Annotated in this window: 26 protein-coding genes; 11 read left to right on the top strand and 15 right to left on the bottom strand. The window is 60.5% G+C overall.

Translation table 11 applies throughout. The features are described 5' to 3' along the window. Positions 1-35 precede the first annotated feature (35 nt). The 5 genes from MKS85_RS04310 to MKS85_RS04290 form a co-directional block, all read right to left on the bottom strand. Positions 36-662, bottom strand: a complete 627-nt coding sequence (locus MKS85_RS04310) for a transcriptional regulator (RefSeq protein ID WP_188250928.1) — start codon at positions 660-662, stop codon at positions 36-38. A gap of 88 nt (positions 663-750) precedes the next feature. Continuing rightward, on the bottom strand, positions 751-1,878 hold the full coding sequence (locus MKS85_RS04305; protein ID WP_139049201.1) for an FAD-binding oxidoreductase: 1,128 nt from the start codon (positions 1,876-1,878) through the stop codon (positions 751-753). 62 nt (positions 1,879-1,940) lie between these two features. After that, positions 1,941-2,888: an ornithine cyclodeaminase family protein gene (locus MKS85_RS04300; protein ID WP_047228856.1), complete on the bottom strand. Its 948-nt coding sequence runs from the start codon at positions 2,886-2,888 to the stop codon at positions 1,941-1,943. A gap of 125 nt (positions 2,889-3,013) precedes the next feature. Next, positions 3,014-4,477, bottom strand: coding sequence for an ATP-dependent RNA helicase RhlB (gene rhlB / locus MKS85_RS04295; RefSeq protein WP_047228857.1), 1,464 nt, complete (start codon positions 4,475-4,477; stop codon positions 3,014-3,016). 99 nt (positions 4,478-4,576) lie between these two features. After that, positions 4,577-5,233 (bottom strand): alpha/beta hydrolase, encoded by a 657-nt coding sequence (locus tag MKS85_RS04290; protein ID WP_047228858.1) that lies wholly within the window; start codon positions 5,231-5,233, stop codon positions 4,577-4,579. Between the two features lie 473 nt (positions 5,234-5,706). Here MKS85_RS04290 and MKS85_RS04285 point away from each other — a divergent pair, with 473 nt between their 5' ends. The 4 genes from MKS85_RS04285 (at position 5,707) to MKS85_RS04270 (ending at position 9,871) form a co-directional block, all read left to right on the top strand. Beyond that, a complete protein-coding gene (locus MKS85_RS04285; protein ID WP_139049202.1) occupies positions 5,707-6,738 on the top strand; it encodes an amino acid ABC transporter substrate-binding protein in 1,032 nt (343 codons plus the stop codon). A 65-nt stretch (positions 6,739-6,803) separates the two neighbouring features. Beyond that, positions 6,804-7,985: an amino acid ABC transporter permease gene (locus MKS85_RS04280; protein ID WP_139049203.1), complete on the top strand. Its 1,182-nt coding sequence runs from the start codon at positions 6,804-6,806 to the stop codon at positions 7,983-7,985. 12 nt (positions 7,986-7,997) lie between these two features. Next, entirely contained in the window at positions 7,998-9,095 is a 1,098-nt protein-coding gene (locus MKS85_RS04275; RefSeq protein WP_139049204.1) for an amino acid ABC transporter permease, read from the top strand. Between the two features lie 11 nt (positions 9,096-9,106). Beyond that, positions 9,107-9,871 (top strand): amino acid ABC transporter ATP-binding protein, encoded by a 765-nt coding sequence (locus MKS85_RS04270; protein WP_047228862.1) that lies wholly within the window; start codon positions 9,107-9,109, stop codon positions 9,869-9,871. Between the two features lie 58 nt (positions 9,872-9,929). Here MKS85_RS04270 and MKS85_RS04265 read toward each other — a convergent pair whose 3' ends face one another. Continuing rightward, complete coding sequence (locus tag MKS85_RS04265; protein WP_188250927.1) at positions 9,930-10,418, bottom strand: type II toxin-antitoxin system MqsA family antitoxin; 489 nt, start codon at positions 10,416-10,418, stop codon at positions 9,930-9,932. Next, the gene (locus MKS85_RS04260) at positions 10,415-10,726 is read right to left on the bottom strand and encodes a type II toxin-antitoxin system MqsR family toxin (protein WP_188250926.1); all 312 of its coding nucleotides are present in this window, start codon (positions 10,724-10,726) and stop codon (positions 10,415-10,417) included. Before MKS85_RS04260 ends, MKS85_RS04265 begins: the two co-directional genes overlap by 4 nt. A gap of 326 nt (positions 10,727-11,052) precedes the next feature. On the opposite strand from MKS85_RS04260, the gene MKS85_RS04255 reads away from it, so the two are divergent. The 4 genes from MKS85_RS04255 to MKS85_RS04240 all read left to right on the top strand — a co-directional run bounded on the left by MKS85_RS04255 (position 11,053) and on the right by MKS85_RS04240 (position 14,314). After that, entirely contained in the window at positions 11,053-12,381 is a 1,329-nt protein-coding gene (locus MKS85_RS04255; protein ID WP_107321922.1) for a CynX/NimT family MFS transporter, read from the top strand. A gap of 85 nt (positions 12,382-12,466) precedes the next feature. Then, the gene (locus MKS85_RS04250; RefSeq protein ID WP_047228866.1) at positions 12,467-12,937 is read left to right on the top strand and encodes a nuclear transport factor 2 family protein; all 471 of its coding nucleotides are present in this window, start codon (positions 12,467-12,469) and stop codon (positions 12,935-12,937) included. Positions 12,938-12,978: 41 nt separating this feature from the next. Then, on the top strand, positions 12,979-13,302 hold the full coding sequence (locus MKS85_RS04245) for a GIY-YIG nuclease family protein (protein WP_076383632.1): 324 nt from the start codon (positions 12,979-12,981) through the stop codon (positions 13,300-13,302). Between the two features lie 79 nt (positions 13,303-13,381). Beyond that, positions 13,382-14,314, top strand: coding sequence for a glutathione S-transferase family protein (locus MKS85_RS04240; protein WP_139049207.1), 933 nt, complete (start codon positions 13,382-13,384; stop codon positions 14,312-14,314). Positions 14,315-14,400: 86 nt separating this feature from the next. On the opposite strand, the gene MKS85_RS04235 is transcribed toward MKS85_RS04240, so the two are convergent. The 3 genes from MKS85_RS04235 to yejK all read right to left on the bottom strand — a co-directional run bounded on the left by MKS85_RS04235 (position 14,401) and on the right by yejK (position 16,346). Beyond that, complete coding sequence (locus MKS85_RS04235; RefSeq protein ID WP_139049208.1) at positions 14,401-14,676, bottom strand: hypothetical protein; 276 nt, start codon at positions 14,674-14,676, stop codon at positions 14,401-14,403. Positions 14,677-14,985: 309 nt separating this feature from the next. Beyond that, positions 14,986-15,342 carry a glutaredoxin family protein gene (locus MKS85_RS04230; RefSeq protein ID WP_139049209.1) on the bottom strand — a complete coding sequence of 119 codons (357 nt, stop codon included), beginning with the start codon at positions 15,340-15,342 and terminating at the stop codon, positions 14,986-14,988. Then, entirely contained in the window at positions 15,342-16,346 is a 1,005-nt protein-coding gene (yejK, locus tag MKS85_RS04225) for a nucleoid-associated protein YejK (protein ID WP_139049210.1), read from the bottom strand. The genes MKS85_RS04230 and yejK overlap by 1 nt, the downstream gene beginning before the upstream one ends. Before the next feature lie 395 nt (positions 16,347-16,741). Between yejK and MKS85_RS04220 the strand changes: the two genes are divergently transcribed. Further along, positions 16,742-17,023, top strand: a complete 282-nt coding sequence (locus MKS85_RS04220) for an HU family DNA-binding protein (protein ID WP_047228872.1) — start codon at positions 16,742-16,744, stop codon at positions 17,021-17,023. A 113-nt stretch (positions 17,024-17,136) separates the two neighbouring features. On the opposite strand, the gene rlmF is transcribed toward MKS85_RS04220, so the two are convergent. The 5 genes from rlmF to MKS85_RS04195 all read right to left on the bottom strand — a co-directional run bounded on the left by rlmF (position 17,137) and on the right by MKS85_RS04195 (position 23,844). Continuing rightward, entirely contained in the window at positions 17,137-18,156 is a 1,020-nt protein-coding gene (gene rlmF / locus MKS85_RS04215) for a 23S rRNA (adenine(1618)-N(6))-methyltransferase RlmF (RefSeq protein WP_139049211.1), read from the bottom strand. A 264-nt stretch (positions 18,157-18,420) separates the two neighbouring features. Then, the gene (locus MKS85_RS04210; RefSeq protein ID WP_139049213.1) at positions 18,421-21,267 is read right to left on the bottom strand and encodes a valine--tRNA ligase; all 2,847 of its coding nucleotides are present in this window, start codon (positions 21,265-21,267) and stop codon (positions 18,421-18,423) included. A 224-nt stretch (positions 21,268-21,491) separates the two neighbouring features. Continuing rightward, complete coding sequence (locus tag MKS85_RS04205; RefSeq protein ID WP_047228875.1) at positions 21,492-21,857, bottom strand: hypothetical protein; 366 nt, start codon at positions 21,855-21,857, stop codon at positions 21,492-21,494. A 7-nt stretch (positions 21,858-21,864) separates the two neighbouring features. Continuing rightward, positions 21,865-22,293 (bottom strand): DNA polymerase III subunit chi, encoded by a 429-nt coding sequence (locus tag MKS85_RS04200; protein ID WP_139049214.1) that lies wholly within the window; start codon positions 22,291-22,293, stop codon positions 21,865-21,867. 60 nt (positions 22,294-22,353) lie between these two features. Then, on the bottom strand, positions 22,354-23,844 hold the full coding sequence (locus tag MKS85_RS04195; RefSeq protein ID WP_047228877.1) for a leucyl aminopeptidase: 1,491 nt from the start codon (positions 23,842-23,844) through the stop codon (positions 22,354-22,356). A gap of 459 nt (positions 23,845-24,303) precedes the next feature. Between MKS85_RS04195 and lptF the strand changes: the two genes are divergently transcribed. Both lptF and lptG read left to right on the top strand, forming a co-directional pair. Beyond that, on the top strand, positions 24,304-25,425 hold the full coding sequence (lptF, locus tag MKS85_RS04190; RefSeq protein ID WP_047228878.1) for an LPS export ABC transporter permease LptF: 1,122 nt from the start codon (positions 24,304-24,306) through the stop codon (positions 25,423-25,425). Further along, positions 25,418-26,479, top strand: coding sequence for an LPS export ABC transporter permease LptG (lptG, locus tag MKS85_RS04185; RefSeq protein ID WP_047228879.1), 1,062 nt, complete (start codon positions 25,418-25,420; stop codon positions 26,477-26,479). The genes lptF and lptG overlap by 8 nt, the downstream gene beginning before the upstream one ends. Positions 26,480-26,500: the final 21 nt, after the last annotated feature.

Raw genomic sequence — 26,500 nt, 5'->3', positions numbered from 1 at the left:
TGCTCGCGATGAGGCCAGGCCAGGCAACAAAAACCTCAGCCCTTCAACTCCTTCAAATGCTTGTAAACCGTCGCTCGTCCCATGTTCAGCACATTCGCCACATAGTTGGACGCGCTCTTGCCCTTGAACGCGCCTTCGGCATGCAGCGCCAGCACCAGTTCGCGTTTATGGTCGCGGGTCAGCAGGTTCAGGCTCAACTGACGCTCGCGCATCCAGGCGTGGAGGAAGGTGTTGATCCGTTCCTGCCAGTCATCGCGAAACAGTGAGTCCGGCTGCGGGATCAACTTGCCCGGCGACAGGAACAGGTCCAGCGCGGCCTTGGCATTCTCGAACAGCGAAATATTCAGATTGATGCACAGCACCGCCAGCGGGCGCCCCCCTGCATCGCGCAGGATGCTGCTGAGGCTGCGGATTTTCTGCCCGTCCCAATTGAGTTTTTCGTATGGGCCGATGTTCCGTTCGCTGATCTCTTCGCTGAGCATGTCCTCCAGGGACGAGTCATCCCCTATCACGCGCTTGGACAGGTTGTTGGCGATGTAGTCGACTTTCTGCGTACGCAGGTCGTGCAGCACCACTTCGGCGTGAGGGTAGAACAGCGTGGCGATGGCGTCGGCGATGGTGCGGAAATTATCCAGTGTCGGATCAGGTTGCGGGGCATTCATGACAGGGCTCCGGGCAGCGTCAGCGCCCCGTGAAGCAGGGGCGCGCAGGAGTGTGCCGCAATCGTGGCGATGCGTCACCTGGGTGGGTTCAAGCCAGGCGTGCCGGCGACAGCTGGGTGGTGCTCAGGCCGAAACGGGTCAAGGTCTCGGGCAATGGCTCACCGCGCACCAGGGCCGCGCTGGCCTGACCCATGGCCGGGGACGTCTGGATGCCGTAGCCGCCCTGGGCCGCGACCCAGAACAACCCCGGTACCTGGGGATCGAAACCGGACAAGAGGTCGCCGTCGGGGACGAAACTGCGCAACCCGGCCCAGGTGCGGGTCGGACGGCGGATGGTCAGGGTGGTGGCTTCTTCGATCTGGTAGATGCCCATGGCAATGTCCAGTTCTTCAGGCTGCACGTCGTGAGGTTCCACCGGATCGGCATTTGCCGGCGAGCCGAGGAACATGCCGGCGTCGGGCTTCATATAGAACGACTCGTCGAGGCTCACCAGCATCGGCCAGTCATGAATGTCCACGCCCTCGGGGCCGGCAAAAATGAATGCCGCCCGCCGCTTGGGTTGCAGGCCCAGCTTTCGCGCGCCGGCCATTTCGGCAATGTGATCGGCCCAGGCGCCGGCCGCGTTGATCAGCACCGGAGCGCTGAAGGTCTGGCCAGCGGTTGCTACCTGCCACATCCCCTGATCGTCGCGGCTCAGGCCCAGCACTTCGGTGTCGGTGTGCACCTGACCGCCGTTGCGGCGGATACCGCGCAGGTAGCCTTGGTGCAGCGCATCGGTGTCGATGTCACAGGCGGTGGGGTCGTAGATTGCACCATGCACCTTGTCCCGTCGCAGGATCGGCAGTCGCACACAGGCTTCTTCGGCGCTGAGTAGCTGCATCTGCGGCACCGTGGCCTTGGCGCTGAGGTACTGGTTGTTCAGCTCGGCCGGGTCGCCGGTGAAATCCACGGTCATTTCGCCCCGTGGGGTGAGCAGCGGGTGCTCGCAGAAACCGGCTGGTGGGGCGTCGAAAAAGTCACGGCTGGCCTGGGTCAGCGCCCGCACCTGAGGCGTGCCATAGGCCGCGCTGTACAGCGCCGCCGAGCGCCCTGTGGAGTGGTAGCCCGGATGGGATTCGCGCTCGAGCACAATGACCCGACCGTGGGGGGCCAGCCAGTAGCCGGTGGAAGCACCGGCGATGCCACCGCCGATGATGATGAAGTCTGCTGAGGTCATGAAGCTCTCCTGTGGAGCGCGGTGCCGGGAGTTAGTAAAACCTTGTGGGGAAATCGGCTGTGTCAGTTGTGCAACTGATAAAGCGCATTCGCCAGCGCAACGTCTTCCAACCCCAGGCCGATGGAGCGGAAAAACACATGGCGCTCATAGCCGGGACGCGCTACGTGTTCGCTGAGCAGTTCAGGCAAATCCCCAACCAGGCGTGACGCGTCCCAGCCGTGCTGTTCAGCGGCAATCAACATTTCACCGGCCGAACCGGGGGTGGTCTGACGATAGTCACAGAACACGTCCATGTCGTTGAGGCTCTGGGGGGGCACTTCGTGGGCGCGCGGAGCATTGGTGCTGATGGAGGTAATCAGGGCTGGCTTGCTCAGTGTCTGTGGGTCGAGCACTGCCTTGGCGGACGAGGTGCAGAGCATCACCACATCGGCGTCGTGCAGCGCCGCTTCAAGGCTGGCAGCGATTTGCAGGCGCGGATCCAGCTCGGTGAGCGAAGCACGCTCTTGCGCCGATTTATTCTGTAGGCTGGGCGAATAGAGGCTGATGCTTTGCCAATCCCGCAGACCCTTGACGTATTGCACGTGGGCCCTTGCCACTGCGCCGCTGCCGATGACTGCCAAGCGCCGGGCCTGGAATGGGGCAAGGGCATCCACGGCGACGGCAGTGGTGGCTGCGGTGCGGGCGGTGGTCAGTTCGGCGGCGTCGCACAGCAGCAGTGGCTGGCCGGTCTGCATCGACATCAGCAGGGTCCAGGCGGTCACCAATGGACCTTGCTCGCGCACGATATACGGTGAGGTCTTGACCCCGTAGACCTGCTCTTCAGCCAGCACGCCCAGGTAGTTGATGAAATCCCCGGCGCCTTGGGGAAACGCCACAAGTTGCTGGGGCGGTTGGACGGCCTGTCCGGCGGCAAGGTCGTGGAACAGCTTGCGTAAAATCTGCGGTACGTCGACTTGGCCGAGCAGCTCTCGGGCCTGGGCTTGGGTCATCACGTAGGGCGTGCTGGACATCGGGACTCCGGGGTGCTTTGTGTAAACTAATTTGTCCATTATGGACTTATAGTTCTGTTGGGCAATATCCCGGACGAAAAAAAAGCGCAGCGTTTGCGGCTGCGCTTTCTGGTTCCTGACGACGGTTAAGGGCGTTTGCGCTCAACCGGCCGAAGCAGATGAGTCGGTGGGGTTTCGCAATTGATCTTCTTCCCCAGCAACGCTTCGATGGACGGCAACTGATAGGAGTCATCCTCACCGGCGAAGCTGATCGATACGCCAGCGGCGCCTGCACGCCCAGTACGCCCGATCCGGTGCACATAGTCATCCGGCACTTCCGGCAGGGTGAAGTTGATCACGTGGCTGATCCCGTCGATATGAATCCCGCGCCCGGCCACATCGGTGGCCACCAGCACACGGATCTTGCCTTCGCGAAAGCCTTCCAGCGTCTTGATACGCTTGTGTTGCGGCACGTCGCCCGACAACTGGGCTGCGTTGACGCCATCGCGTACCAGGCGCTCCTCGATACGGCGTACTTCGTCCTTGCGGTTGGCGAACACCATCACGCGCTCCCAACCGTTGTCGTTGACCAGGTTGTAGAGCAGCTTGTACTTGTCGGCGCCGGCCACAGCGTAGATGTGCTGCTCGACGTTTTCGCTCGCGACGTTCAGCGCTTCGATCTCGACGATGGACGGGTCGGTGGTCCATTGCTTGGCCAGGTTCATCACGTCTTCGGTGAACGTGGCGGAAAACAGCAGGGTCTGGCGTTCGCTTTTCGGTGGGGTCTGGCGAATGATCTGGCGCACTTGCGGGATGAAGCCCATGTCGAGCATGCGGTCGGCTTCGTCCAGCACCATCACCTCGACCATGTCCAGGTGCACATCGCCGCGCTGGTTGAAGTCCAGCAGGCGTCCCGGTGTTGCCACCAGAATGTCGCAGTGACGGGCTTCGAGGTGCTTGAGCTGCTTGTCGAAGTCCATGCCGCCGACGAACGTCATGACGTTCAGTCCGGTGTACTTGGTCAGGTCGGCGGCGTCCTTGGCGATCTGCACCACCAGCTCGCGGGTCGGTGCGATGATCAGCGCCCGTGGCTCGCCCATGTAGCGTTCTTTGGGCGGCGGGGTCTGCAGCAACTGGGTAATGATGGAAATCAGGAACGCGGCGGTCTTGCCGGTGCCGGTCTGGGCGCGGCCGATGGCATCTTTACCGGCGAGGGTGAATCCCAGCACCTGCGCCTGGATTGGCGTGCAGTAGGGGAAGCCCAGGTCCTGGATGGCATGCATCAGTTCAGGGGCGAGTTTGAAATCATGGAAGCGGGTCTTGCCTTCCTGGGGTTCTACGACGAAATCCTCGAGCTTCCAGGCGACGACCGGCGGTTTTGGGGCGCGCTCGCGGCGTGGCTTGGGGGCTTCGTTGTGTGGCTGTTGCGGCGCGGGAGCGACAGGCGCGGTGGCCGCGTCTTTTTCTGTGTTCGCAACAGGCGTTGTCCGCCGCGGCTTTTTTTGCACCTCGGCACGACTCGGGCTGTGGGCAGGTGCGCTGGGGCCAGGCACGAGCTGCTCGGCCTCGCTTTTACCGAACATCTTCTTGAGTGCTTTGAGCACGGTCATCTCATCGATTGGTTAAGGAATGTACGCCGGCCAGTGTAATGCAAGAAACGGGCGCGGCGTAGTGTGATCGTCAAGGGGTTGACATGTCCTCACGCCCGCTTAGCGCAACCGCTCGCTCAGCCAGGTGCCGATGTCGCGAATCTCTTCGGGTAACACTTCATGGCCCATTGGGTATTCTTGCCATGTCACGGTGACACCATGCTGTTTCAAATACTCTTTCGCGGTCCGCCCCATGGGGTTGAGTACCACTTCGTCGTACTGGCCGTGTAGCGCCAATACCGGAATGCGCTGCTGGCTGGCCGACAATTGCAGTTCTTCGCTGAAAGTCGGTGCATAAGTGGACAGCGCGACTACGCCCCCCAATGGACCCTGCCATTTCACGAACGCGGTGTGATAGACCACCGCGCCGCCTTGGGAAAAACCTGCGAGGAAAATCCGCGAGGCGTCTATTCCAAGGGCTCGCTGGGCTTCGATCAGGTCGATGACCCGCTGCGCCGACACTTCCAGCTGTTGCTCGTCGATGGCCCGCGCGGGGCTCAGGGCGCGGATATCGTACCAACTCGGCATGGCGTAGCCGCCGTTGATGGTCACCGGCTGGGTCGGCGCTTGAGGCAGAACGAAACGTGTCGTGAGCAGGCTTTGCTGCAGCATTTCGGCCACCGGCAGGAAGTCGTAACGATCGGCGCCCAGGCCGTGGAGCCAGATGACGCACGCGTCGGCGGTGCCGCTGGGCTCGAGAATCAAGGGGTCGGTCATGGTCTGCTCCAAATCTGTGCGGGCGCGCTCATTCAGTGCGTTATTACAGTGCGGGCCCGGTGCCTCAGTTAATTAGATGTCGCAATCTTAAAAGTTTTTGTCTTGACGTGTCTCATAAGGGTCAAGCGCAGCGGTGTGGTACGGCGTTTGCTTTGAGGTAGCTTGAGTGATGATTCTTACGCTGCGCGGTAACACTATCAGCTTGACGCGCCGCATGGGATATCAGAAATCCGGTGATGGATGTTCGCCAATAGCCGCTACGGGCTTCGCGAACGTGAAGGGCTACAGCCCGTTCGGCCGATTGGTGAGAGATGAGGCAGGCGCCCTGTTTAGGGGCATTCTCATTATTAGACTCATAGCGAAGGTCCAGACGTCGGTTGACCCTAAAAAAAGCCAACAAGGGTCGGCAATGCCCCATAAGGGTGCGACAGGGCTCGAGCTCCGACACAACAAGAGCAAAACTGGAGGTTTGAATGAAGTTACTGAAATCCACCCTGGCCGTCGTGACTGCAGCTGCAGTACTCGGCGTCAGCGGGTTCGCTCAGGCGGGTGCAACCCTGGATGCCGTACAGAAGAAAGGCTTTGTGCAATGTGGCGTGAGCGATGGCTTGCCGGGTTTCTCGGTGCCTGATGCCTCCGGCAAGATCCTCGGTATCGACGCTGATTTCTGTCGCGCAGTGGCCGCTGCCGTATTCGGCGACGCGAACAAGGTGAAATTCAGTCAATTGAACGCCAAGGAGCGTTTCACCGCGCTGCAGTCCGGTGAAATTGACGTCCTGTCGCGCAACACCACCATGACCAGCTCCCGTGACGCGGGTATGGGCTTGGTTTTCCCAGGCTTCATCACCTACTACGATGGCATCGGCTTCCTGGTAAACAAAAAGCTGGGCGTCAAGAGCGCCAAGGAACTGGACGGTGCAACCATCTGCATCCAAGCCGGTACCACCACCGAGCTGAACGTTTCCGACTACTTCCGTGGCAATGGCCTCAAATACACCCCGATCACCTTCGACACCTCCGATGAAAGCGCCAAGTCGCTGGAATCCGGTCGTTGCGACGTGCTGACCTCCGACAAGTCCCAGCTGTTTGCCCAGCGCAGCAAGCTGGCCGCGCCGAAGGACTACGTGGTTCTGCCGGAAACCATTTCCAAGGAGCCACTGGGCCCGGTCGTGCGTAATGGCGACGAAGAGTGGGCGAAAATAGTGCGCTGGACTGGCTACGCCATGCTCAACGCTGAAGAAGCCGGCATCACTTCGAAGAACGTTGAAGCTGAAGCCAAATCCACCAAGAACCCGGACGTCGCCCGTATGCTCGGCGCTGACGGTGAATACGGTAAAGACCTGAAGCTGCCCAAAGACTGGGTTGTCCAGATCGTCAAACAAGTCGGTAACTACGGTGAAGTGTTCGAGCGCAACCTCGGCAAAGGCACCCCGCTGGAAATCGATCGCGGCCTGAACGCGCTGTGGACCAACGGCGGCATTCAATACGCACCACCAGTGCGCTGATGGTTCTATCACCCGGTGGGCCAACCACCGGGTGATGTTCTGTTCCATTCTTTGCGGGGCACTTCATGCAAAATTCAATCGGCGCACCTAAGCAGAGGCTTAGCCTCAGCGATCCACGCGTGCGTGCCTGGGTATTTCAGATCGTCACCATTGTGGCGGTGGTTTCACTGGGCTGGTTTCTGTTCGACAACACGCAAACCAACCTTGAGCACCGGGGCATCACCTCCGGTTTCAGCTTTCTGGAGCGCAGTGCCGGATTCGGCATCGCTCAAACCCTGATCGACTACACCGAAGCGGACAGCTATGCCCGCGTCTTCGTCATCGGGTTGCTCAACACACTGCTGGTGACGTTCATCGGCGTGATCCTGGCGACGATTCTCGGTTTCATTGTCGGCGTGGCCCGACTGTCGAAAAACTGGATTATCGCCAAAGTAGCAACGGTGTACGTGGAGGTTTTCCGTAACATCCCGCCACTGCTGCAGATCCTGTTCTGGTACTTCGCCGTATTCCTGACCATGCCGGGCCCACGCGCTGCCCATAACTTCGGCGACACCTTCTTTGTCAGCAGCCGGGGCCTGAACATGCCGGCCGCGCTGGTGGCGGACGGGTTCTGGCCATTCGTGATCAGCGTCGTGCTGGCGATCATCGCCATCGTGCTGATGACCCGCTGGGCCAATAAGCGTTTCGAAGCCACGGGCGAGCCGTTCCATAAATTCTGGGTGGGCCTGGCGTTGTTCCTGGTGATCCCGGCGCTGTGCGCCCTGGTCTTCGGTGCCCCTGTGCACTGGGAAATGCCGGAACTCCAGGGCTTCAACTTCGTCGGTGGCTGGGTACTGATTCCCGAATTGCTGGCATTGACGTTGGCACTGACGGTGTACACCGCGGCATTCATTGCCGAGATCGTGCGTTCGGGCATCAAGTCGGTCAGCCACGGTCAGACCGAAGCTGCCCATTCCCTGGGCCTGCGTAACGGTCCGACCCTGCGCAAGGTGATCATCCCGCAAGCCCTGCGCGTGATCATCCCGCCGTTGACCAGCCAATACCTGAACCTGGCGAAGAACTCCTCGCTGGCGGCCGGTATCGGTTATCCGGAAATGGTTTCGCTGTTTGCCGGTACGGTGCTGAACCAGACCGGGCAGGCGATCGAAGTTATTGCGATCACCATGAGCGTGTACCTGGCGATCAGTATCAGCATTTCCCTGCTGATGAACTGGTACAACAAGCGCATTGCGCTGATCGAGCGGTGAGGAAAAACGCGCATGACATCCCATACTTTCAAACCTGACATGCCCCCACCGAGCAGTAGCATCGGCGTGGTGGCGTGGATGCGCGCGAACATGTTCTCCAGCTGGCTTAACACCTTGCTGACGTTGTTTGCGTTCTACCTGATTTACCTGGTCGTTCCACCGATCATCAGTTGGGCGATCCTCGACGCCAACTGGGTCGGCACCACACAGGCTGACTGCACCAAGGAGGGCGCCTGCTGGGTGTTCATCCAGCAGCGCTTTGGCCAGTTCATGTACGGCTACTACCCGGCGGATCTGCGCTGGCGCGTGGACCTGACCGTGTGGCTGGCGGTCATTGGTGTGGCTCCGCTGTTCATCTCGCGCTTCCCGCGCAAGGCGGTCTACGGCCTGAGTTTCCTGGTGTTGTACCCGATCATCGCCTGGTGCCTGTTGCACGGTGGTGTGTTCGGTCTGGCCACCGTGTCGACCAGCCAATGGGGCGGCCTGATGCTGACCCTGGTGATCGCCACCGTCGGTATCGCCGGGGCTTTGCCGTTGGGCATCGTGCTGGCTTTGGGGCGGCGTTCGAACATGCCGGCGATCCGTGTGGTCTGCGTGACCTTCATCGAATTCTGGCGCGGCGTGCCGTTGATCACGGTGCTGTTCATGTCCTCGGTGATGCTGCCGCTGTTCCTGCCTGAAGGCATGAACTTCGACAAGCTGCTGCGGGCACTGATCGGCGTGATCCTGTTCCAGTCGGCCTACGTGGCTGAAGTGGTGCGTGGCGGCTTGCAAGCCATTCCCAAAGGTCAGTACGAAGCGGCCGCGGCGATGGGCCTGGGCTACTGGCGCAGCATGGGCCTGGTGATTCTGCCGCAAGCCCTGAAGATGGTGATCCCGGGTATCGTCAACACCTTCATCGCGTTGTTCAAGGACACCAGCCTGGTGATCATCATCGGCCTGTTCGACCTGCTCAACAGCGTGAAACAAGCTGCCGCCGACCCGAAATGGCTGGGCATGGCCACCGAAGGCTATGTGTTCGCCGCCCTGGTGTTCTGGATTTTCTGTTTTGGTATGTCCCGCTATTCCATGCATTTGGAACGCAAGCTGGACACTGGCCACAAGCGTTAGGAGCGTAGTTTATGAGTGAAGCGATCAAACAGCCTGTGAGCCCTGAAGGCATTATTCAGATGCAGGGCGTGAACAAGTGGTACGGCCAGTTCCACGTGTTGAAAGACATCAACCTGAACGTCCAGCAGGGCGAGCGTATCGTGCTGTGCGGCCCGTCGGGTTCCGGCAAGTCCACCACCATCCGTTGCCTCAACCGCCTGGAAGAACACCAGCAGGGTCGCATCGTGGTCGATGGCGTGGAACTGACCAACGACCTCAAGCAGATCGAAGCGATCCGCCGTGAAGTCGGCATGGTGTTCCAGCACTTCAACCTGTTCCCGCACTTGACCATCCTGCAGAACTGCACCCTGGCGCCGATGTGGGTGCGCAAGATGCCCAAGCGCAAGGCCGAGGAAATCGCCATGCATTACCTGGAGCGCGTACGCATTCCAGAGCAGGCGCACAAATACCCGGGCCAGCTCTCCGGCGGCCAGCAGCAGCGTGTGGCCATCGCCCGTGCCCTGTGCATGAAACCGAAAATCATGCTGTTCGATGAACCGACTTCAGCGCTCGACCCGGAAATGGTGAAAGAGGTTCTGGACACCATGATCGGCCTGGCCGAAGACGGCATGACCATGCTCTGCGTGACCCACGAAATGGGCTTTGCCCGCACCGTGGCCAACCGTGTGATCTTCATGGACAAGGGCGAAATCGTCGAACAGGCCGCGCCGAACGACTTCTTCGATAACCCGCAGAACGACCGCACCAAGCTGTTCCTGAGCCAGATTCTGCATTGATCCGGCCTTAGGCATTGAAATAGACCCGGACTTGTCCGGGTTTATTTTTGCCTGGGATTCAGGGTGTCAGAACGGTTGCCTGTTCCGGATGGCGGGTAGTCAACAACTGCTTCAAATCGGTGCCCTCGCTCAGTGCGAGTACTTCCGCCATCAGGTGGGGATGACGATCGAGCAGGCGCATCAGCATGAACAGTGGTTGCGGTGGGGCGACTTCGCCACGCTCGTAACGGGAAAAGGCGTTGTGTCCGCCGCCAGACAGCAGTTTCACCGCGTCTTTTTGCGTGAGGTGCAGTTTGCGACGGATGCGTTTCATCTCCGCCGCCATCGCCTGGGCACAATCTTCGAGCAACTGATCGCTCGCCTGGGAATAACGTTGCGCGCTGTCGGTGTCGTGATCAAATTCGATTTCACCACAGCCCCGGCACTCCCATCCGGCGATGTCGTGCACCTGCCGTGCTACCTGCTTGTAGTCGATGGTAAAGCTTCGGCCCTCAAAGTGTTGCATGGCGTCTTGAGTACCGCAGTTGACACATTGCTGCGTTTTCATTGGTCTTTCTCCTTGAAGGAGACTACCGGATGCCCACCGCCAGGGCGGTAGGTCACCTTGATGTAAATCTCCCGATCCTGAAATGTGGTGTGATAAACGTCCTGCCAGATTCGATGATCGGCATAGGTCGTCATCGATTTGTGCAACATCCTGTACTCCAGCGAGGCCATGATTTGCAGCATCCGGGCAGTGCTTAACGACATTCTTCGAGCGCCTTGCTGAGTGCTCATTGTGAATGCCTTGTTCCCCAGCCTGAGGACTTCGGCCTTGACGACTGCCAGGTCGTAGTGGGGTGTGCTCTTTTCCATAGAACTGTATGCCTTGTCCTTAAAATTACCCTTAAGGGGTAATTTTGACCAATCGAAAATTTCGCTCCTTTTCCCTCGCATTGACCTTAGGCGGTTGCCGTCCTACAAGAAGCTGACTAATCTGTCAGAAAATTCAACCCATGCTGCCTACCCCTGCGCTCAGCGAACGCTATCGTGACTTCCCAAGCGTCATCGGCGCGCAGTGGCGCCAGAGCTTCATCCTCGTCCTCAACCGGTGTTCGATCTGCACATCGAATCCTCGACGCTGTCGAACAACAGGTTCGGCAATGGGCCAAGGCCCTCCGTCGACAGTTGATCAATGAACCTTGAACCTTGAACCAGAGCTTTCCATGTCCCGCGATACGCTTGACCGCATGACCCCGACGACGCCCAAACGCGCCGCAGAGCTTGAGCATTTGCTGATCGACGCCGAAACCGACGATGAGCAGACCCAGCAGGCCCCTCCATTGCTGCGCAAACCCTGGCTGTTACTGCTCGGGTTGATCCTGGTGGCGCTGAACCTGCGTCCGGCGCTGTCAAGCATGGCCCCATTGCTTAGTGAAGTTTCAAAAAGCCTTGGTTTGTCGGCTGCCCAGGCCGGCTTGCTGACGACGCTGCCAGTGCTTTGCCTGGGCCTGTTCGCACCGCTGGCGCCGGTGCTGGCGCGGCGCTTTGGAGCTGAGCGGGTGGTGTTGGGAATCTTGCTGGCCCTGGCCGGTGGGATCATTTTGCGCAGTTCTTTCGGCCAGATCGGCCTGTTTGCTGGCAGCATCCTGGCCGGCGCGAGCATTGGTGTGATCGGTGTACTGTTGCCGGGCATCGTCAAGCGTGACTTCGCCAAACACGCCGGCGCCATGACCGGCGTCTACACCATGGCGCTGTGCCTGGGGGCGGCGATGGCGGCCGGGGCCACCGTGCCGTTGAGCGAGCATCTGAATCACAGCTGGGCGATGGGCCTGGGTTTCTGGGTGGTGCCGGCGCTGCTGGCCGCCGTGTTCTGGCTGCCGCAAGTGGGCCAGAAACACGGTGCTCATCAGGTGGCATATCGGGTTCGCGGTTTGCTGCGTGACCCGTTGGCCTGGCAGGTGACGTTGTACATGGGGTTGCAGTCGTCCCTGGCCTACATCGTGTTCGGTTGGCTGCCGTCGATCCTCATTGGCCGTGGCCTGACGCCGACCCAGGCCGGGCTGGTGTTGTCCGGCTCGGTCATCGTGCAACTGATCAGTTCCCTGGCGGCGCCCTGGCTGGCGACTCGGGGCAAGGATCAACGCCTGGCCATTGTGATCGTCATGGTCATGACTCTGGGCGGGCTGTTTGGATGCCTCTATGCGCCCATTGAAGGTTTGTGGGGTTGGGCGATCCTACTGGGGCTTGGGCAGGGAGCAACGTTCAGCCTGGCGCTGACGCTGATCGTGCTGCGCTCGCGGGACGCCCATGTGGCCGCGAATCTTTCCAGCATGGCCCAGGGGTTCGGCTACACCTTGGCGTCCATGGGGCCGTTCGCGGTCGGGGTGGTCCACGACTGGACCGGCGGCTGGAGTGCTCTGGGTTGGATCTTCGGTGTGATTGGCCTGGGCGCGATCATCGCGGGCATCGGGGCCGGCCGGGCGCTATACGTTGGGGTCAGCAGCGAAAGAGTCAGTGATCTTCGCTGATGTTATTTTCATGGCGAATGACGATAGTGTTCCTCGCCAGAGCAGATTATCGTGCAGCTCTACTGAAGATTTTCGGAGCTTGTCCATGAGTGATGCCCACAACGCCTTGATCACCCGCTTCTACCAGGCCTTCCAGCGTCTGGATGCCGACGCCATGAGCGCCTGCTACACCGACGACGTGGTGTTCAGCGACCCGGCGTTCGGTGAACTGCGCGGGCGCGATGCCGGCGACATGTGGCGCATGCTCACCACTCGGGCCAAGGATTTTTCCCTGACCTTCGATAACGTGCGCAGCGATGAGCGTACCGGCGGCGCCCACTGGGTCGCGACTTATCTGTTCAGCCAGACCGGCAACACGGTGGTCAATGACATTCAGGCACGGTTCGTGTTTCGCGACGGCAAGATTTGCGAGCACCATGACAGTTTTGATCTGTGGCGCTGGTCCCGCCAGGCATTGGGCACCAAGGGCCTGCTGCTGGGTTGGACGCCGCTGGTGCGCAATGCCGTCAGAGCCCAGGCCCTCAAGGGGCTACGGGCGTTTCAGGCCAGTCGCTGATAAGATTGCGGCTTGTTTTCTACACGTCTGCTGAACATCCTGTGACGACCGCCAACCCATCCTCCGACCTGCCAGGGCAAGCTGCAGCCGAACCGGGCAAACCCTGGTTCGTCTACCTGGTGCGGGCCGCCAACGGTTCGCTGTACTGCGGCATCAGTGATGACCCGGTTCGGCGTTTCGCCAAGCATCAAAGCGGCAAGGGCGCGCGTTTTTTCCTTTCCAGCCCGGCGGTGGCGTTGGTGTACACCGAAGCCTGTCGCGACAAGGGCGAAGCCCTGCGCCAGGAGCGATTGATCAAGAAACTCAAGAAAAGCGCCAAGGAGTGCCTGGTGGCGAGCGCATCGATGTTCCATCAACCGCGCTGATACGGCTTCATCAGAAGGGTAGGCTGTCGGGCCCTGGCACGCTAAGCTGCGGGACTTCCTCCCCGCAGTGGCGAACCTCATGTCAGAGCTGATTCTTCATCATTACCCGACGTCTCCCTTCGCCGAGAAAGCCCGCTTGTTACTGGGTTTCAAGGGCCTATCCTGGCGTTCGGTGCATATCCCGCCAATGATGCCCAAGCCCGACCTGACGGCACTGACGGGCGGCTACCGCAAGACCCCGGTATTGCAGATCGGCGCGGATATCTATTGCGACACGGCGCTGATCGCCCGTCGGTTAGAGCAGGAAAAAGCTTCGCCGGCGCTGTTTCCCGAAGGCCGGGAGATGATTGCAGCGTCTTTTGCCGCATGGGCCGATTCGGTGGTGTTTCAACATGCGGTAAGCCTGGTGTTTCAGCCGGAGTCGGTGGCGGTGCGTTTCGCCAAGTTGCCGCCTGAAGTCATCAAGACGTTTATCAGCGATCGGGCCGGGCTGTTCAGTGGCGGTACGACCAAGCATCTGTCTGCCGAACAGGCCAAGCACCAATGGCCCACGATCATGGCGCGTCTTGAGCAACAGTTGCAGCGCGAGGAGGGTGACTTTCTGTTGGGCGATCCATCGATTGCCGACTTCGCCATGGCTCACCCTCTGTGGTTTCTCAAAGGCACTGCGGTGACTTCGCCGCTGGTAGACACCTACCCGGCGATCTCGGCATGGTTGGCGCGAGTGCTGGGTTTTGGCCATGGCGCGTCGAACGCGATGAGTTCCGAAGAGGCTTTGGAAGTGGCTCGCAACGCTGCGCCGGCAGCGCTGCCGGATGAGTCATTCGAGGAACCGAACGGGTTCACGAAAGGGCAGCCGGTGACGATTGCCGCAACCGATTATGGCGTCGACCCGGTGGCCGGAGAGTTGTTGTTTGCCGGTCGTGAAGAGCTGATCCTGCGTCGCGAAGACGCGCTTGGCGGGGTGGTGCATGTGCACTTTCCACGGCTGGGTTTTCAATTATCAACCTGATAAGAAGGTCAGGCGCTCGATTAAAGTCGATCTGTCGCCCGGAGCAGGCAATTCCGGGCGATTATTCCAGAAGCGATCACCCGATATTACAACTCGCATTGAACCAGGTGTGGCGCATTGGGAGGAATAAGGCCTTGCAGGTCGAAGATCGTTGTGGCGCGGCGGATTGCATCGCTCGTGCTGCTCCCGTTGAAAACGGTGGTGGTCTGTATGACGGTTTGGTTCGGTGGCAGGAAGAGTTGGCAGGTGTATTGCGCGGCAGAGGCGGAACCGGCGTAGATCGCAATGAAAGACAACACCAGGGCGCGGTGGGTGATTTTTATAACGCGGTTTCGGGCTGGGTAGTGCTGTATCGCGTTCATTTTATATGCTCCGTCTGTTCAGGCGTTCTCGCAAGAGGTTCGGCTCAGCGACGGCTTCGGCTGAGGGGGCATATAAAAAATGAACGCTATTTCAGGCATTGATACTGTAGGAGTTGACAGTCCCGACTAATGGGCGCTTACCGTCTACCCAGGGCTGGCGCTCTGACTGGACCACCGCCATCGCGAGCAAGCTCGCTCCCACCCTGGGTTTGCAGTGGTAACAGGATTGGCGTCCGCCGCGAATCCCTGTGGGAGCGAGCCTGCTCGCGATGAGGCCATCAGATCCAGCATCATCGCTAGCGGACAAACCTATTTCGCGGACAGTGCCTCGAGGATGTTCTGCGGCTCAAAACCACGAATCAGCGTGCCATTTACATCCAGAATCGGGATCCCGCGCCCGCCCAGCGCCTCATAGGCCTTGCGCGCCTGAGCGTCTTTCTCGATATCGAACTCGCGATAGGGCACGCCTTTTTCATCCAGGAACCGTCGGGTCGCCTTGCAGTAACCGCACCAGTCGGTGGCATACAGCACGACCCGGGCATTGGCCCGGATCTGTTCAGGCAGCATCTGCGAGGGGGTGAGTACCCGCTCGATCTTGCCCCAGTTCTGGTATGCCACAACCACCAGCAAAATCAGCAGAAACTTCTTCAGAACCTTTGCGAGCATCAGTTACGGCGCTTGAGCTGATCGGTCAGCGCCGTGGGCAGGCCCTTGATGATCAGCGTGCCGGCTTCTTCGTCATATTCGATCTTGGAGCCCAGCAGGTGGGCTTCAAAACTGATGGACAAGCCTTCGGCGCGGCCGGTGAAGCGGCGGAACTGGTTGAGGGTGCGTTTATCCGCCGGAATCTCCGGCGACAACCCGTAGTCTTTGTTGCGAATGTGGTCGTAGAAGGCTTTCGGGCGATCTTCGTCGATCAGTTCGGACAGCTCTTCCAGGCCCATCGGCTCGCCGAGCTTGGCCTGGCTGCTGGCGTAATCCACCAGGGTCTTGGTTTTCTCCCGGGCGTCGTCTTCGGGCAGGTCTTCGCTTTCGACGAAATCACTGAAGGCCTTGAGCAGGGTGCGGGTTTCGCCGGGGCCGTCGACGCCTTCCTGGCAGCCGATGAAGTCGCGGAAATATTCCGAGACCTTCTTGCCGTTCTTGCCCTTGATGAACGAGATGTACTGCCTGGACTGTTTGTTGTTCTGCCATTCCGACACATTGATCCGCGCTGCCAGGTGTAGTTGGCCCAGATCAAGGTGACGGGACGGGGTCACGTCCAGCTCGTCGGTGACCGCCACGCCTTCGCTGTGGTGCAGCAGGGCGATCGCCAGGTAATCGGTCATGCCCTGTTGATAATGGGCAAACAGCACGTGGCCGCCCACCGAGAGGTTGGACTCTTCCATCAGCTTTTGCAGGTGTTCCACCGCTACGCGACTGAATGCGGTGAAGTCCTTGCCGCCGTCGAGATACTCCTTCAGCCAGCCGCTGAACGGGTGCGCCCCGGACTCGGCATGGAAGAAGCCCCAGGCCTTGCCTTGTTTGGCGTTGTAGCTCTCGTTGAGGTCGGCGAGCATGTTCTCGATGGCCGTGGACTCGCTCAACTCGGAGTCACGGGCATGGAGCACGGCGGGCGTGCCGTCGGGTTTTTTGTCGATCAGGTGGACGATGCAATGACGGATCGGCATGGATTTCTCGGCTGATGAAAGAGAGGAGGGCGCGCTCCCCCAAAAAGGCCCAGTGTACCGCAATCACTGGTTTTGGAACCCTGCAAAGCCCCTTTCAGACCCGTCCGACATGCCATATGCATTTTTTTACCGTTTTCGCGCAAGAAAGCTGACCAAATGGGTAGCTAGAGGCGGATATTTCACAGGCGTTGTGCTAGTTTTGCCCGGTCTTACGCGAAGTCACTGCGTTAAGCGTGCATTCAGCATTTGTCAGGTCGAACCAAACCCGGTTTTCGGCATCTATTACCCCGATCCGTCGTGGTGATTACCGAGGGTGTCTGATCCTCTGAGATCGGGCTCGATGGCTGACACTGCACTCTGCAATCCATATGAATTTGATAGGGAAGGAACACTACATGGCTCTTACTAAAGACCAACTGATCGCTGACATCGCTGAAGCTATCGACGCGCCTAAAACCACCGCGCGTAACGCTTTGGACCAACTGGGTCAGATCGTTGCCGATCAGCTGGAAAATGGCGGCGAAATCACCTTGCCAGGCATCGGCAAGCTGAAAGTCACCGAGCGTCCTGCCCGCACCGGCCGCAACCCTTCGACTGGCGCAGCCATCGAAATCGCTGCCAAGAAAGTTGTTAAGTTCGTTCCAGCCAAAGCGCTGACCGACGGCATCAACAAGTAAGATCGCGTTTAAAAGAAAACCGTGCTGCGGAGTGATCCGGGCACGGTTTTTTATTGCCTTGGAAAAAGTGGTCTGTGGTCAGGGCATTTGTGGCAGCAAGGCCTTGCTCCCACTCAGCCCTTGCGAACCCAACGCGACTGGCGCCACGCCTGCTGCTGTGCCTCGGTCTGGAAGGTCCAGGCCACAAAGCGGCTCTGCTTCTGCCCCTGGGACATTTCCACCACCTGGCTGTGCAGCGCCCCGGCCTTTTTCAAGGCGGTTTGAATCGCCGGTAGATTCGACGCCTTTGACACCAGCGTGCTGAACCACAGCACCTGGCTGGCCACCTGTGCGCTCTCGCCGATCAGTTGCGTCACAAACCGGGCCTCTCCGCCCTCGCACCACAACTCCGCCGCCTGACCGCCAAAATTCAGCACCGGCAGCTTGCGCTTCGGGTCGGCCTTGCCCAGCGCACGCCATTTGCGCTGGCTGCCCTTGGTGGCTTCCTCCAGGGAGGCGTGGAAGGGTGGGTTGCACATTGTCAGGTCGAACCGCTCGGCCTCTTCCAGCAAACCCAACAGGATCTGCTTGCGGTTGGCTTGCTGGCGCAGTTGGATGGCTTTGTTCAGCCCGTTGGACTGGACAATGGCTTTGGCCGAGGCAATGGCCGTCGGATCGATTTCCGAACCGAGGAAATGCCAGCGGTAATCGCTGTAGCCGATCAGCGGGTACACGCAGTTGGCCCCCGTGCCGATGTCCAGCACCTTCACCGCCGCCCCGCGTGGAATCGTTCCTTCGTTGTGACTGGCCAGTAAATCAGCGAGGAAATGCACGTAGTCCGCACGTCCTGGCACCGGAGGGCACAGGTAGTCGGCCGGAATGTCCCAATGGGCGATGCCGTAGAAGGACTTGAGCAGCGCCCGGTTGAACACCCGTACGGCTTCCGGGCTGGCGAAATCGATGCTTTCCTTGCCATAGGGGTTGATGATCACGAACTTCGCCAATTCGGGCGTGGACTTGATCAATGCCGGGAAGTCGTAATGACCCTGGTGGCGATTGCGTGGGTGCAGGGTGGCCTTCTCCCGCGGCACTTTGGCCTCCGTGGCGGGTTTGGGCTTGGAACGTGCTGGCTTGGGCGTGCGAGGGGCGGTCATGTGCGGGTCGATTCGGGGAGGGTTCAAAAAGTGGCGGGCATTGTCCCACATCCTGCCCCTGCGAACCCAACTGCAACGATCGGCGCGATCTACTGTGGGAGCGAGCCTGCTCGCGATAGCGGTGGGTCAGCTTGCACCAATGTTGAATGTACCGCCGTCATCGCGAGCAGGCTCGCTCCCACAGGGGGCAAGCGTGTTCACTAGAAAGTACCAGGCATAAAAAAGGAGGTCCATCAGGACCTCCTTCTTCATTGCAAATCCCCGTTACAGGCTGGAGATCCGCGCATGTTGCTCGGCCAGCTTGCCCAAGGCCTGTTCAGCCTCGGCCAGTTTGGCGCGTTCCTTCTCGATGACTTCGGCCGGTGCCTTGTCAACGAAACCGGCGTTGGACAACTTGCCGCCGACGCGCTGGACTTCGCCCTTCAAACGCAGGATTTCCTTATCCAGGCGCGCCAGTTCGGCAGCCTTGTCGATCAGGCCGGCCATCGGCACCAGCACTTCCATCTCGCCAACCAAGGCGGTGGCGGACAGCGGTGCTTCTTCGCCAGCGGCCAGGACGGTCACCGATTCGAGCTTGGCCAGTTTCTTGAGCAGTGCTTCGTTCTCGTGGAGGCGGCGCAGGTCTTCGGCGCTGGCATTGTTCAGGAACAGGTTCAGCGGTTTGCCCGGGCCGATGTTCATTTCGGCGCGGATGTTACGCAGGCCCAACATGAAGGTCTTGAGCCATTCAATGTCGTCTTCGGCGGCCGGGTCGATGCGGGTTTCGTTGGCCACCGGCCACGGTTGCAGCATGATCGTCTTGCCTTGGGCGCCCGCCAGCGGAGCGACACGCTGCCAGATTTCCTCAGTGATGAACGGCATGAACGGATGCGCCAGGCGCAGGGCGACTTCCAGCACGCGCACCAGGGTGCGGCGGGTGCCGCGCTGGCGTTCGACCGGGGCGTTTTCGTCCCACAGCACTGGTTTGGACAGTTCCAGGTACCAGTCGCAGTACTGGTTCCAGATGAACTCGTACAACGCTTGTGCCGCCAGGTCGAAACGGAACTGATCGAGCTGGCGGGTCACTTCGGCTTCGGTGCGTTGCAGCTGGGAAATAATCCAGCGATCAGCCAGGGTCAGCTCAAAGGCTTCGCCGTTCTGGCCGCAGTCTTCGCCTTTGTCCAGTACGTAGCGCGCGGCGTTCCAGATCTTGTTGCAGAAGTTGCGATAACCCTCAACGCGGCCCATGTCGAACTTGATGTCACGACCGGTAGACGCCAGCGAGCAGAAGGTGAAGCGCAGGGCGTCGGTGCCGTAGCTGGCGATGCCGTCGGCGAATTCTTCGCGGGTGGCCTTCTCGATCTTCTTCGCCAGTTTTGGCTGCATCAGGCCCGAAGTGCGTTTCTGCACCAGGGTTTCCAGATCGATGCCGTCGATGATGTCCAGCGGGTCCAGGACGTTGCCCTTGGACTTGGACATCTTCTGGCCCTGGCCATCGCGCACCAGGCCGTGCACGTAGACGGTCTTGAATGGGACTTGTGGCGTGCCGTCTTCGTTTTTCACCAGGTGCATGGTCAGCATGATCATCCGGGCGACCCAGAAGAAAATGATGTCGAAGCCGGTGACCAGTACGTCGGTGGAGTGGAATTTCTTCAGGAACTCGGTCTGCTGCGGCCAGCCCAGGGTGGAGAAGGTCCACAGGCCCGAGCTGAACCAGGTATCGAGTACGTCGTTGTCCTGTTGCAGAGCTACGTCCGGACCGAGGTTGTGCTTGGCGCGGACTTCGGCTTCATCGCGGCCGACGTAGACTTTGCCTGACTCGTCGTACCAGGCCGGGATGCGGTGGCCCCACCACAGTTGGCGACTGATGCACCAGTCTTGGATGTCACGCATCCACGAGAAGTACATGTTTTCGTATTGCTTGGGCACGAACTGGATGCGGCCATCTTCTACCGCAGCGATCGCAGGCTCGGCCAGCGGTTTGGTGGACACGTACCACTGATCGGTCAGCCACGGCTCGATAATGGTGCCGGAGCGGTCGCCTTTCGGCACTTTCAGGCCGTGATCATCGACGCTGACCAGCAGGCCGGCTGCGTCGAATGCCGCGACGATCTGCTTGCGCGCTTCAAAGCGGTCCAGGCCGGCGTATTCGGCCGGGATCTGGCCGTCGACGCTTTCGTTCAGCGTGCCGTCGAGGTTGAACACCTGGGCCGCCGGCAACACGTTGGCGTTCTTGTCGAAGATGTTCAGCAGCGGCAGGTTGTGGCGCTTGCCGACTTCGTAGTCGTTGAAATCGTGGGCCGGGGTGATTTTCACGCAACCGGTGCCGAATTCGGGGTCGCAGTAATCGTCGCCGATGATCGGAATGCGCCGGCCAACCAGGGGCAGCTCGACGAACTTGCCAATCAGGGCTTGGTAGCGCTCATCGTTCGGGTTTACCGCAACGGCGGAGTCACCCAGCATGGTTTCCGGGCGCGTGGTGGCGACGATCAGGTAATCCTTGCCTTCGGCGGTCTTGGCGCCGTCGGCCAGCGGGTACTTCAGGTTCCACAGGAAGCCTTTCTCGTCGTGGTTCTCCACTTCGAGGTCGGAAATGGCCGTATGCAACTTGGTGTCCCAGTTGACCAGGCGCTTGCCGCGATAGATCAGCCCGTCTTCATGCAGGCGCACGAAGGCTTCTTTCACCGCTTCCGAGAGACCGTCGTCCATGGTGAAACGTTCGCGGCTCCAGTCCACGGACGAGCCCAGGCGACGGATCTGGCGGCTGATGTTGCCACCGGACTCGTCTTTCCATTCCCAGACTTTCTCGAGGAATTTCTCGCGTCCCAGGTCATGGCGGTTCTGGCCCTGGGCTTCGAGGCGACGTTCCACCAGCATCTGCGTGGCGATGCCAGCGTGGTCGGTGCCCGGCTGCCAAAGGGTGTTGCGGCCTTGCATACGGCGGAAACGGATCAGGGCATCCATGATCGCGTTGTTGAAACCGTGGCCCATGTGCAGGCTGCCGGTGACGTTCGGCGGCGGGATCATGATGGTGTAGGAATCGCCCGCGCCTTGCGGAGCGAAATAATTCTCGGACTCCCAGGTGTTGTACCAGGAAGTTTCAATGGCGTGCGGCTGGTAGGTCTTATCCATGCGCGGCGGGACCCTATTGGCATTTATTCAGGAAAAGCCGGGAAGTATAGCGGGCGGGGGAGATGCAAGCCACACGCAGCAAGCGAGAAGCCGGACACGGTTGAACCCTGTGGGAGCGAGCCTGCTCGCGATGAGGCCAGCAGATTCAACATCAATGGGGACTGACAGTCCGTTATCGCGAGCAGGCTCGCTCCCACAGGATGTTCACAATGAGGCAGAGGGCGTTATTCGTACTGACTCAGCAATCGCTCCATCCGCGCATCCAGCCGGCGCTTGATCTCGGTCTCGATGTGCGGAGCGAAGTCGTCGATGACGTCTTGCATGATCAATTGTGCGGCGGCGCGCAGTTCGCTTTCCAGGTGCAACAGCGCATCGGGGCCTTTGGCCTCGGCCTTGGGCGCCGGCTTGGGTTCGGGCTGGCCGTTGATCGGCTCGAACAGCAGTGGAATCTGCTCGTCATGCTCGGGCTCGTGCTCCACCGTATCGGTCAACAGCGGTGGTTGCAGGTTGTCGTCGCCGAGCAGTTGGCGGATCGACTCGAGGTCGTCCAGCAGGTGCGTGGGCTTTTGTGGCGGTTTTGGAGTGTCCATCGTGGGCTCAGAGTCGCTGTAAACGGTGGTCTTGCAGAGGATAGCCCTGTTCGCGGTAGAAACGGAAACTCTCCCGCGCGGCTTGCCGGATGCCCGGGTCTTCCACCACCACTTCCGCCACACGGGCGAAGCGCTGGGCAAAAGGCGGCACTTTCAGGTCAAGGTTGACCAGCAAGTCCTGGTGCTGACCGCAGTCATCTCCCAGCCCGAGCACGATCAATCCTTCGGGTTCGTTTTCGGCCGGGCCATGGGGTACGAAGCTCTCGCCCTTGAAGGCCCACAGACGTGCATCGAGGTCATCGCGCTGGGCGGCATCGCTGCAATGCAGGTAGATGCGGTGGCCCATGCGCCAGGCCTTTTCGGTGAGCTTGCAGGCGAAATCCAGCCGCGCCGCCGGATCGGCGCTGGGCAGGATGTAGAAATCGACTTTGGTCATTGCAGTTCCTGAGCCGCCATTGGCGCCGCCCGAAGGCGACGCCAACGCCGGTCATCGGTGTCAGGCCTTGGCGCGGTCCAGCAGGTATTGGGTCAGCAGGGGAACCGGCCGGCCGGTGGCGCCCTTGTCCTTGCCGCCGCTGGTCCAGGCTGTGCCGGCGATGTCCAGGTGCGCCCAGTTCAGGTTCTTGGTGAAGCGCGAGAGGAAGCACGCCGCGGTGATCGTCCCGGCTTTCGGGCCGCCGATGTTGGCGATGTCGGCGAACGGGCTGTCCAGCTGCTCCTGGTATTCGTCGAACAGCGGCAATTGCCAGGCGCGGTCGTCGGCTTGCTGGCCGGCGCTGAGCAGTTGGCCGATCAGCTCGTCGTTGTTGCCCAGCAGGCCCGAGGTGTGGGCGCCGAGGGCGACGACGCAGGCGCCGGTCAGGGTGGCGATGTCGATCACCGCTTGCGGCTTGAAGCGTTCGGAGTAGGTGAGGGCGTCACACAGCACCAGGCGGCCTTCGGCGTCGGTGTTGAGGATTTCCACGGTCTGGCCGCTCATGGTGGTGACGATGTCGCCTGGACGCGAGGCGTTACCGCTGGGCATGTTCTCGGCGCAGGCCAGGATGCACACCAGGTTGATCGGCAGTTGCAGTTCGAGCACGGCGCGCAGGGTGCCGAACACGCTCGCGGCGCCGCCCATGTCGTACTTCATTTCATCCATGCCGGCGCCCGGCTTGAGGCTGATGCCGCCGGTGTCGAAGGTGATGCCCTTGCCGACCAGTGCGTACGGCTTCTCGGACTTCTTGCCACCGTTGTATTGCATGACGATCAGGCGTGGCGGCTGTGCGCTGCCCTGGCCGACGGAATAGAACGAGCCCATGCCCAGGTCTTTGATTTTCTTTTCGTCGAAGACTTCGACTTTCAGGCCCTTGAATTCCTTGCCCAACGCCTTGGCCTGTTCACCCATGAACGTCGGGTGGCAGATGTTCGGTGGCAGATTGCCCAGGTCGCGGGTGAAGGCCATGCCGTTGGCGATCGCTGTGGCGTGGGTCACGGCACGCTGAACTTCAGCCTGGGCAGCCTTGATGGTCAGCAGGGTGATTTTTTTCAGGGCGCGGGGTTCGGCTTTCTGGCTCTTGAACTGGTCGAACTGGTATTCGCCGTCCACCAGGGTTTCAGCCAGCAGGCGGTTTTTGCCGTAGCTGTCGCGACCCTTGACCACCAACTCGTCCAGCGCCAGGACGGCATCAGCGCCACCCAGACCCTTGAGGGTGCCCAACACGCCGGCGATGATTTTGCGGAACGGACGGTCGCCCAGTTCGGCGTCCTTGCCCACGCCCACCAGCAGCACGCGCTCGGCCTTGAGGTTGGGCAGGTTGTGCAGCAACAGGCTCTGGCCGACTTTGCCAGCCAGGTCGCCGCGCTTGAGCACAGCGCTGATGGCACCGCCGCTCAGGCTGTCGAGTTGGGTGGCGACGACGCCGAGCTGGCGGTTTTCACCGACGGCAACCACCAGCGTGGCGGTTTTCAACGTTTCTGGGCTGACGCTTTTTACAACCAGTTCCATGTCCGGATCCCTGAATGAATGGTCAAGATGCCAGGCGCCGACACAATGGCGCGCTGAGCGAGCTTCTTCTATATAAGAGAAGCGCCGGTGCTTGCCGGCGACAAAGGCCGCAGTTTGAACCCCGGCGCCAGGGCCTGACAACCCCACCGACAGCGCTAAATTGTGGCTTTAAGCACCGGGTTAAAGCGTGCGAAGTGACAGGCGCCCCCAATCACAGGATAATGCGGCTCTTTTTTCGGCGGCGCGCTGTGGCGGGCCGGCTCGATACGTTTGCTTGTTTGGCCGCCTTAGGGTTTGTATTAAAAGTCGCCGAGCGGCGATCAGGCAAGGCGAAAACAGGCGAGGAAGCGGAGTTGACTGGTTGTCAATGAGCATTCCGAGCCTGTTTTCAACGCAGCATGATCATCGCGCAGGCACTTTTCGTACAAATCCTAGCCTGACAGCCCTGGAGTGTCTGGTGTGATCGTCTTCCGTTATCTATCCCGCGAAGTCCTGCTGACCCTGAGCGCCGTCAGCGCCGTGCTGCTGGTCATCATCATGAGCGGGCGCTTCATTAAATACCTCGCCCAGGCGGCCTCCGGCGCGCTGGATCCAGGCTCGCTGTTCCTGATCATGGGGTTCCGCCTGCCGGGCTTTTTGCAATTGATCCTGCCGCTGGGGTTGTTCCTGGGTATTCTGCTGGCCTACGGCCGGTTGTACCTGGACAGCGAAATGACCGTGCTGTCGGCCACCGGCATGAGCCAGCAACGCCTGTTTCGCATGACCCTCTTCCCGGCCACTCTGGTGGCGCTGGTTGTGGCCTGGCTGAGTCTTAGCCTGGCGCCCCAGGGAGCCAACCAGTTCCAGATGCTGATCAACCAGCAGGACGCCCTGACCGAGTTCGACACCTTGGTGCCCGGGCGCTTCCAGGCCCTGCGCGACGGGACTCGCGTCACCTATACCGAAGAACTCTCGGAAGACCGGGTCGACCTGGGCGGCGTCTTCATTACGCAAAAGAACGTGTCTTCCGACACCAAGAAGGACCGCGGCATTTCGGTGCTGGTGGCTGAGAAGGGGCGTCAGGAAATCAACCCCGACGGCAACCGCTACCTGATCCTGGAAAACGGCTACCGCTACGACGGCAAGCCGGGGCAGGCCGATTACCGGGCCATCAAGTACGACACCTATGGCGTATTGCTGCCCAAGCCCGAGGTCAGCGACGAAGTCACCGACCGCGATGCCATGCCCACCTCCAGCTTGCTGGGCAACAACGACATTCGGGCGCGCACTGAATTGCAATGGCGCCTTTCGCTGCCGCTGCTGGTATTCATCGTGACCCTCATGGCGGTCCCGCTGGCGCGAGTCAATCCGCGCCAGGGCCGTTTCCTCAAGCTGCTACCGGCGATTCTTCTGTATATGGCTTACCTGACCATCCTGATTTCCGCCCGTAGCGCGCTGGAGAAAGGCAAGATCCCGCCCGCGCTGGGCCTTTGGTGGGTGCATTCGATCTTCCTGGCGATTGGCCTCGGGTTGCTCTACTGGGAACCACTGCGCCTGAAGCTGGCCAGTCGTCGCAGCGCGCTGGAGGTGGCCCGTGGTTAAACTCGATCGGTACATCGGCAGCAGTGTGTTCATGGCGATTCTCGCGGTGCTGGGGATCATTCTTGGCCTGGCGACCCTGTTCGCCTTCATCGATGAAATGGGTGATGTCAGCGACACCTATACCTTGATGGACGTGTTGAGCTACGTATTGCTGACCGCCCCACGGCGGCTCTACGACATGTTGCCGATGGCGGCGCTGATCGGTTGCCTGATCGGCCTGGGCAGCCTGGCGAGCAACAGCGAGCTGACCATCATGCGCGCCGCCGGTGTTTCCGTTGGTCGGATCGTCTGGGCCGTGATGAAACCGATGCTGGTGCTGATGCTGGTGGGTTTGCTGGTCGGCGAATACGTTGCCCCGGCCACCGAAAACACCGCTCAGGCCAACCGTTCCCTGGCCCAGGGTGGTGGCGACGCACAAAGCGCCAAGCACGGCCTGTGGCACCGTCAGGGTGACGAGTTCATCCACATCAACTCGGTCCAGCCCAACGGTGTCCTGTATGGCGTGACCCGCTACCGTTTCGACGACCAGCGGCACATGCTGTCGTCGAGCTTCGCCAAGCGCGCCAAGTTTGTTGAAGATCACTGGCAGCTCAATGATGTCACCACCACGTTGTTCCATGACAAGCGCACCGAAGTGGTCGCCGCGCCGCAAGAGCGTTGGGACGTGGCGCTGAGCCCGCAGTTGCTCAGCACTGTGGTGATGGCGCCGGACTCCCTGTCGATTACCGGTTTGTGGGGGTATATCCACTATCTGGCGGATCAGGGTTTGAACAACGGTCGCTACTGGCTGGCTTTTTGGGTCAAGGTGTTGCAGCCGCTGGTCACCGCAGCCTTGGTGCTGATGGCGATTTCCTTCATCTTCGGCCCGCTGCGTTCGGTGACCCTCGGTCAGCGTGTGTTTACCGGCGTACTGGTGGGTTTCACCTTCCGTATTGCCCAGGATTTGCTGGGGCCGTCGAGCCTGGTATTCGGTTTCTCGCCGCTGTTTGCGGTGCTGGTACCGGCCGCCGTCTGCGCCTTGGCCGGGCTCTGGCTGTTGCGCCGGGCCGGTTGATCAGCGCACCGATGGCGAGGG

Source organism: Pseudomonas sp. JL2 (assembly GCF_031570495.1).
GTDB classification, from domain to species: Bacteria; Pseudomonadota; Gammaproteobacteria; order Pseudomonadales; family Pseudomonadaceae; genus Aquipseudomonas; species Aquipseudomonas rhizophila.
This window is presented reverse-complemented; position numbering and strand designations above follow the sequence as displayed.

Excerpts from the sequence above, each read along its gene's own strand:
- MKS85_RS04310 (WP_188250928.1), bottom strand. The coding sequence starts at position 662 with ATGAATGCCCCGCAACCTGATCCGACACTGGATAATTTCCGCACCATC.
- MKS85_RS04305 (WP_139049201.1), bottom strand. The coding sequence starts at position 1,878 with ATGACCTCAGCAGACTTCATCATCATCGGCGGTGGCATCGCCGGTGCT.
- MKS85_RS04300 (WP_047228856.1), bottom strand. The coding sequence starts at position 2,888 with ATGTCCAGCACGCCCTACGTGATGACCCAAGCCCAGGCCCGAGAGCTG.
- rhlB (WP_047228857.1), bottom strand. The coding sequence starts at position 4,477 with ATGACCGTGCTCAAAGCACTCAAGAAGATGTTCGGTAAAAGCGAGGCC.
- MKS85_RS04290 (WP_047228858.1), bottom strand. The coding sequence starts at position 5,233 with ATGACCGACCCCTTGATTCTCGAGCCCAGCGGCACCGCCGACGCGTGC.
- MKS85_RS04285 (WP_139049202.1), top strand. The coding sequence starts at position 5,707 with ATGAAGTTACTGAAATCCACCCTGGCCGTCGTGACTGCAGCTGCAGTA.
- MKS85_RS04280 (WP_139049203.1), top strand. The coding sequence starts at position 6,804 with ATGCAAAATTCAATCGGCGCACCTAAGCAGAGGCTTAGCCTCAGCGAT.
- MKS85_RS04275 (WP_139049204.1), top strand. The coding sequence starts at position 7,998 with ATGACATCCCATACTTTCAAACCTGACATGCCCCCACCGAGCAGTAGC.
- MKS85_RS04270 (WP_047228862.1), top strand. The coding sequence starts at position 9,107 with ATGAGTGAAGCGATCAAACAGCCTGTGAGCCCTGAAGGCATTATTCAG.
- MKS85_RS04265 (WP_188250927.1), bottom strand. The coding sequence starts at position 10,418 with ATGAAAACGCAGCAATGTGTCAACTGCGGTACTCAAGACGCCATGCAA.
- MKS85_RS04260 (WP_188250926.1), bottom strand. The coding sequence starts at position 10,726 with ATGGAAAAGAGCACACCCCACTACGACCTGGCAGTCGTCAAGGCCGAA.
- MKS85_RS04250 (WP_047228866.1), top strand. The coding sequence starts at position 12,467 with ATGAGTGATGCCCACAACGCCTTGATCACCCGCTTCTACCAGGCCTTC.
- MKS85_RS04240 (WP_139049207.1), top strand. The coding sequence starts at position 13,382 with ATGTCAGAGCTGATTCTTCATCATTACCCGACGTCTCCCTTCGCCGAG.
- MKS85_RS04235 (WP_139049208.1), bottom strand. The coding sequence starts at position 14,676 with ATGAACGCGATACAGCACTACCCAGCCCGAAACCGCGTTATAAAAATC.
- MKS85_RS04230 (WP_139049209.1), bottom strand. The coding sequence starts at position 15,342 with ATGCTCGCAAAGGTTCTGAAGAAGTTTCTGCTGATTTTGCTGGTGGTT.
- yejK (WP_139049210.1), bottom strand. The coding sequence starts at position 16,346 with ATGCCGATCCGTCATTGCATCGTCCACCTGATCGACAAAAAACCCGAC.
- MKS85_RS04220 (WP_047228872.1), top strand. The coding sequence starts at position 16,742 with ATGGCTCTTACTAAAGACCAACTGATCGCTGACATCGCTGAAGCTATC.
- rlmF (WP_139049211.1), bottom strand. The coding sequence starts at position 18,156 with ATGACCGCCCCTCGCACGCCCAAGCCAGCACGTTCCAAGCCCAAACCC.
- MKS85_RS04210 (WP_139049213.1), bottom strand. The coding sequence starts at position 21,267 with ATGGATAAGACCTACCAGCCGCACGCCATTGAAACTTCCTGGTACAAC.
- MKS85_RS04205 (WP_047228875.1), bottom strand. The coding sequence starts at position 21,857 with ATGGACACTCCAAAACCGCCACAAAAGCCCACGCACCTGCTGGACGAC.
- MKS85_RS04200 (WP_139049214.1), bottom strand. The coding sequence starts at position 22,293 with ATGACCAAAGTCGATTTCTACATCCTGCCCAGCGCCGATCCGGCGGCG.
- MKS85_RS04195 (WP_047228877.1), bottom strand. The coding sequence starts at position 23,844 with ATGGAACTGGTTGTAAAAAGCGTCAGCCCAGAAACGTTGAAAACCGCC.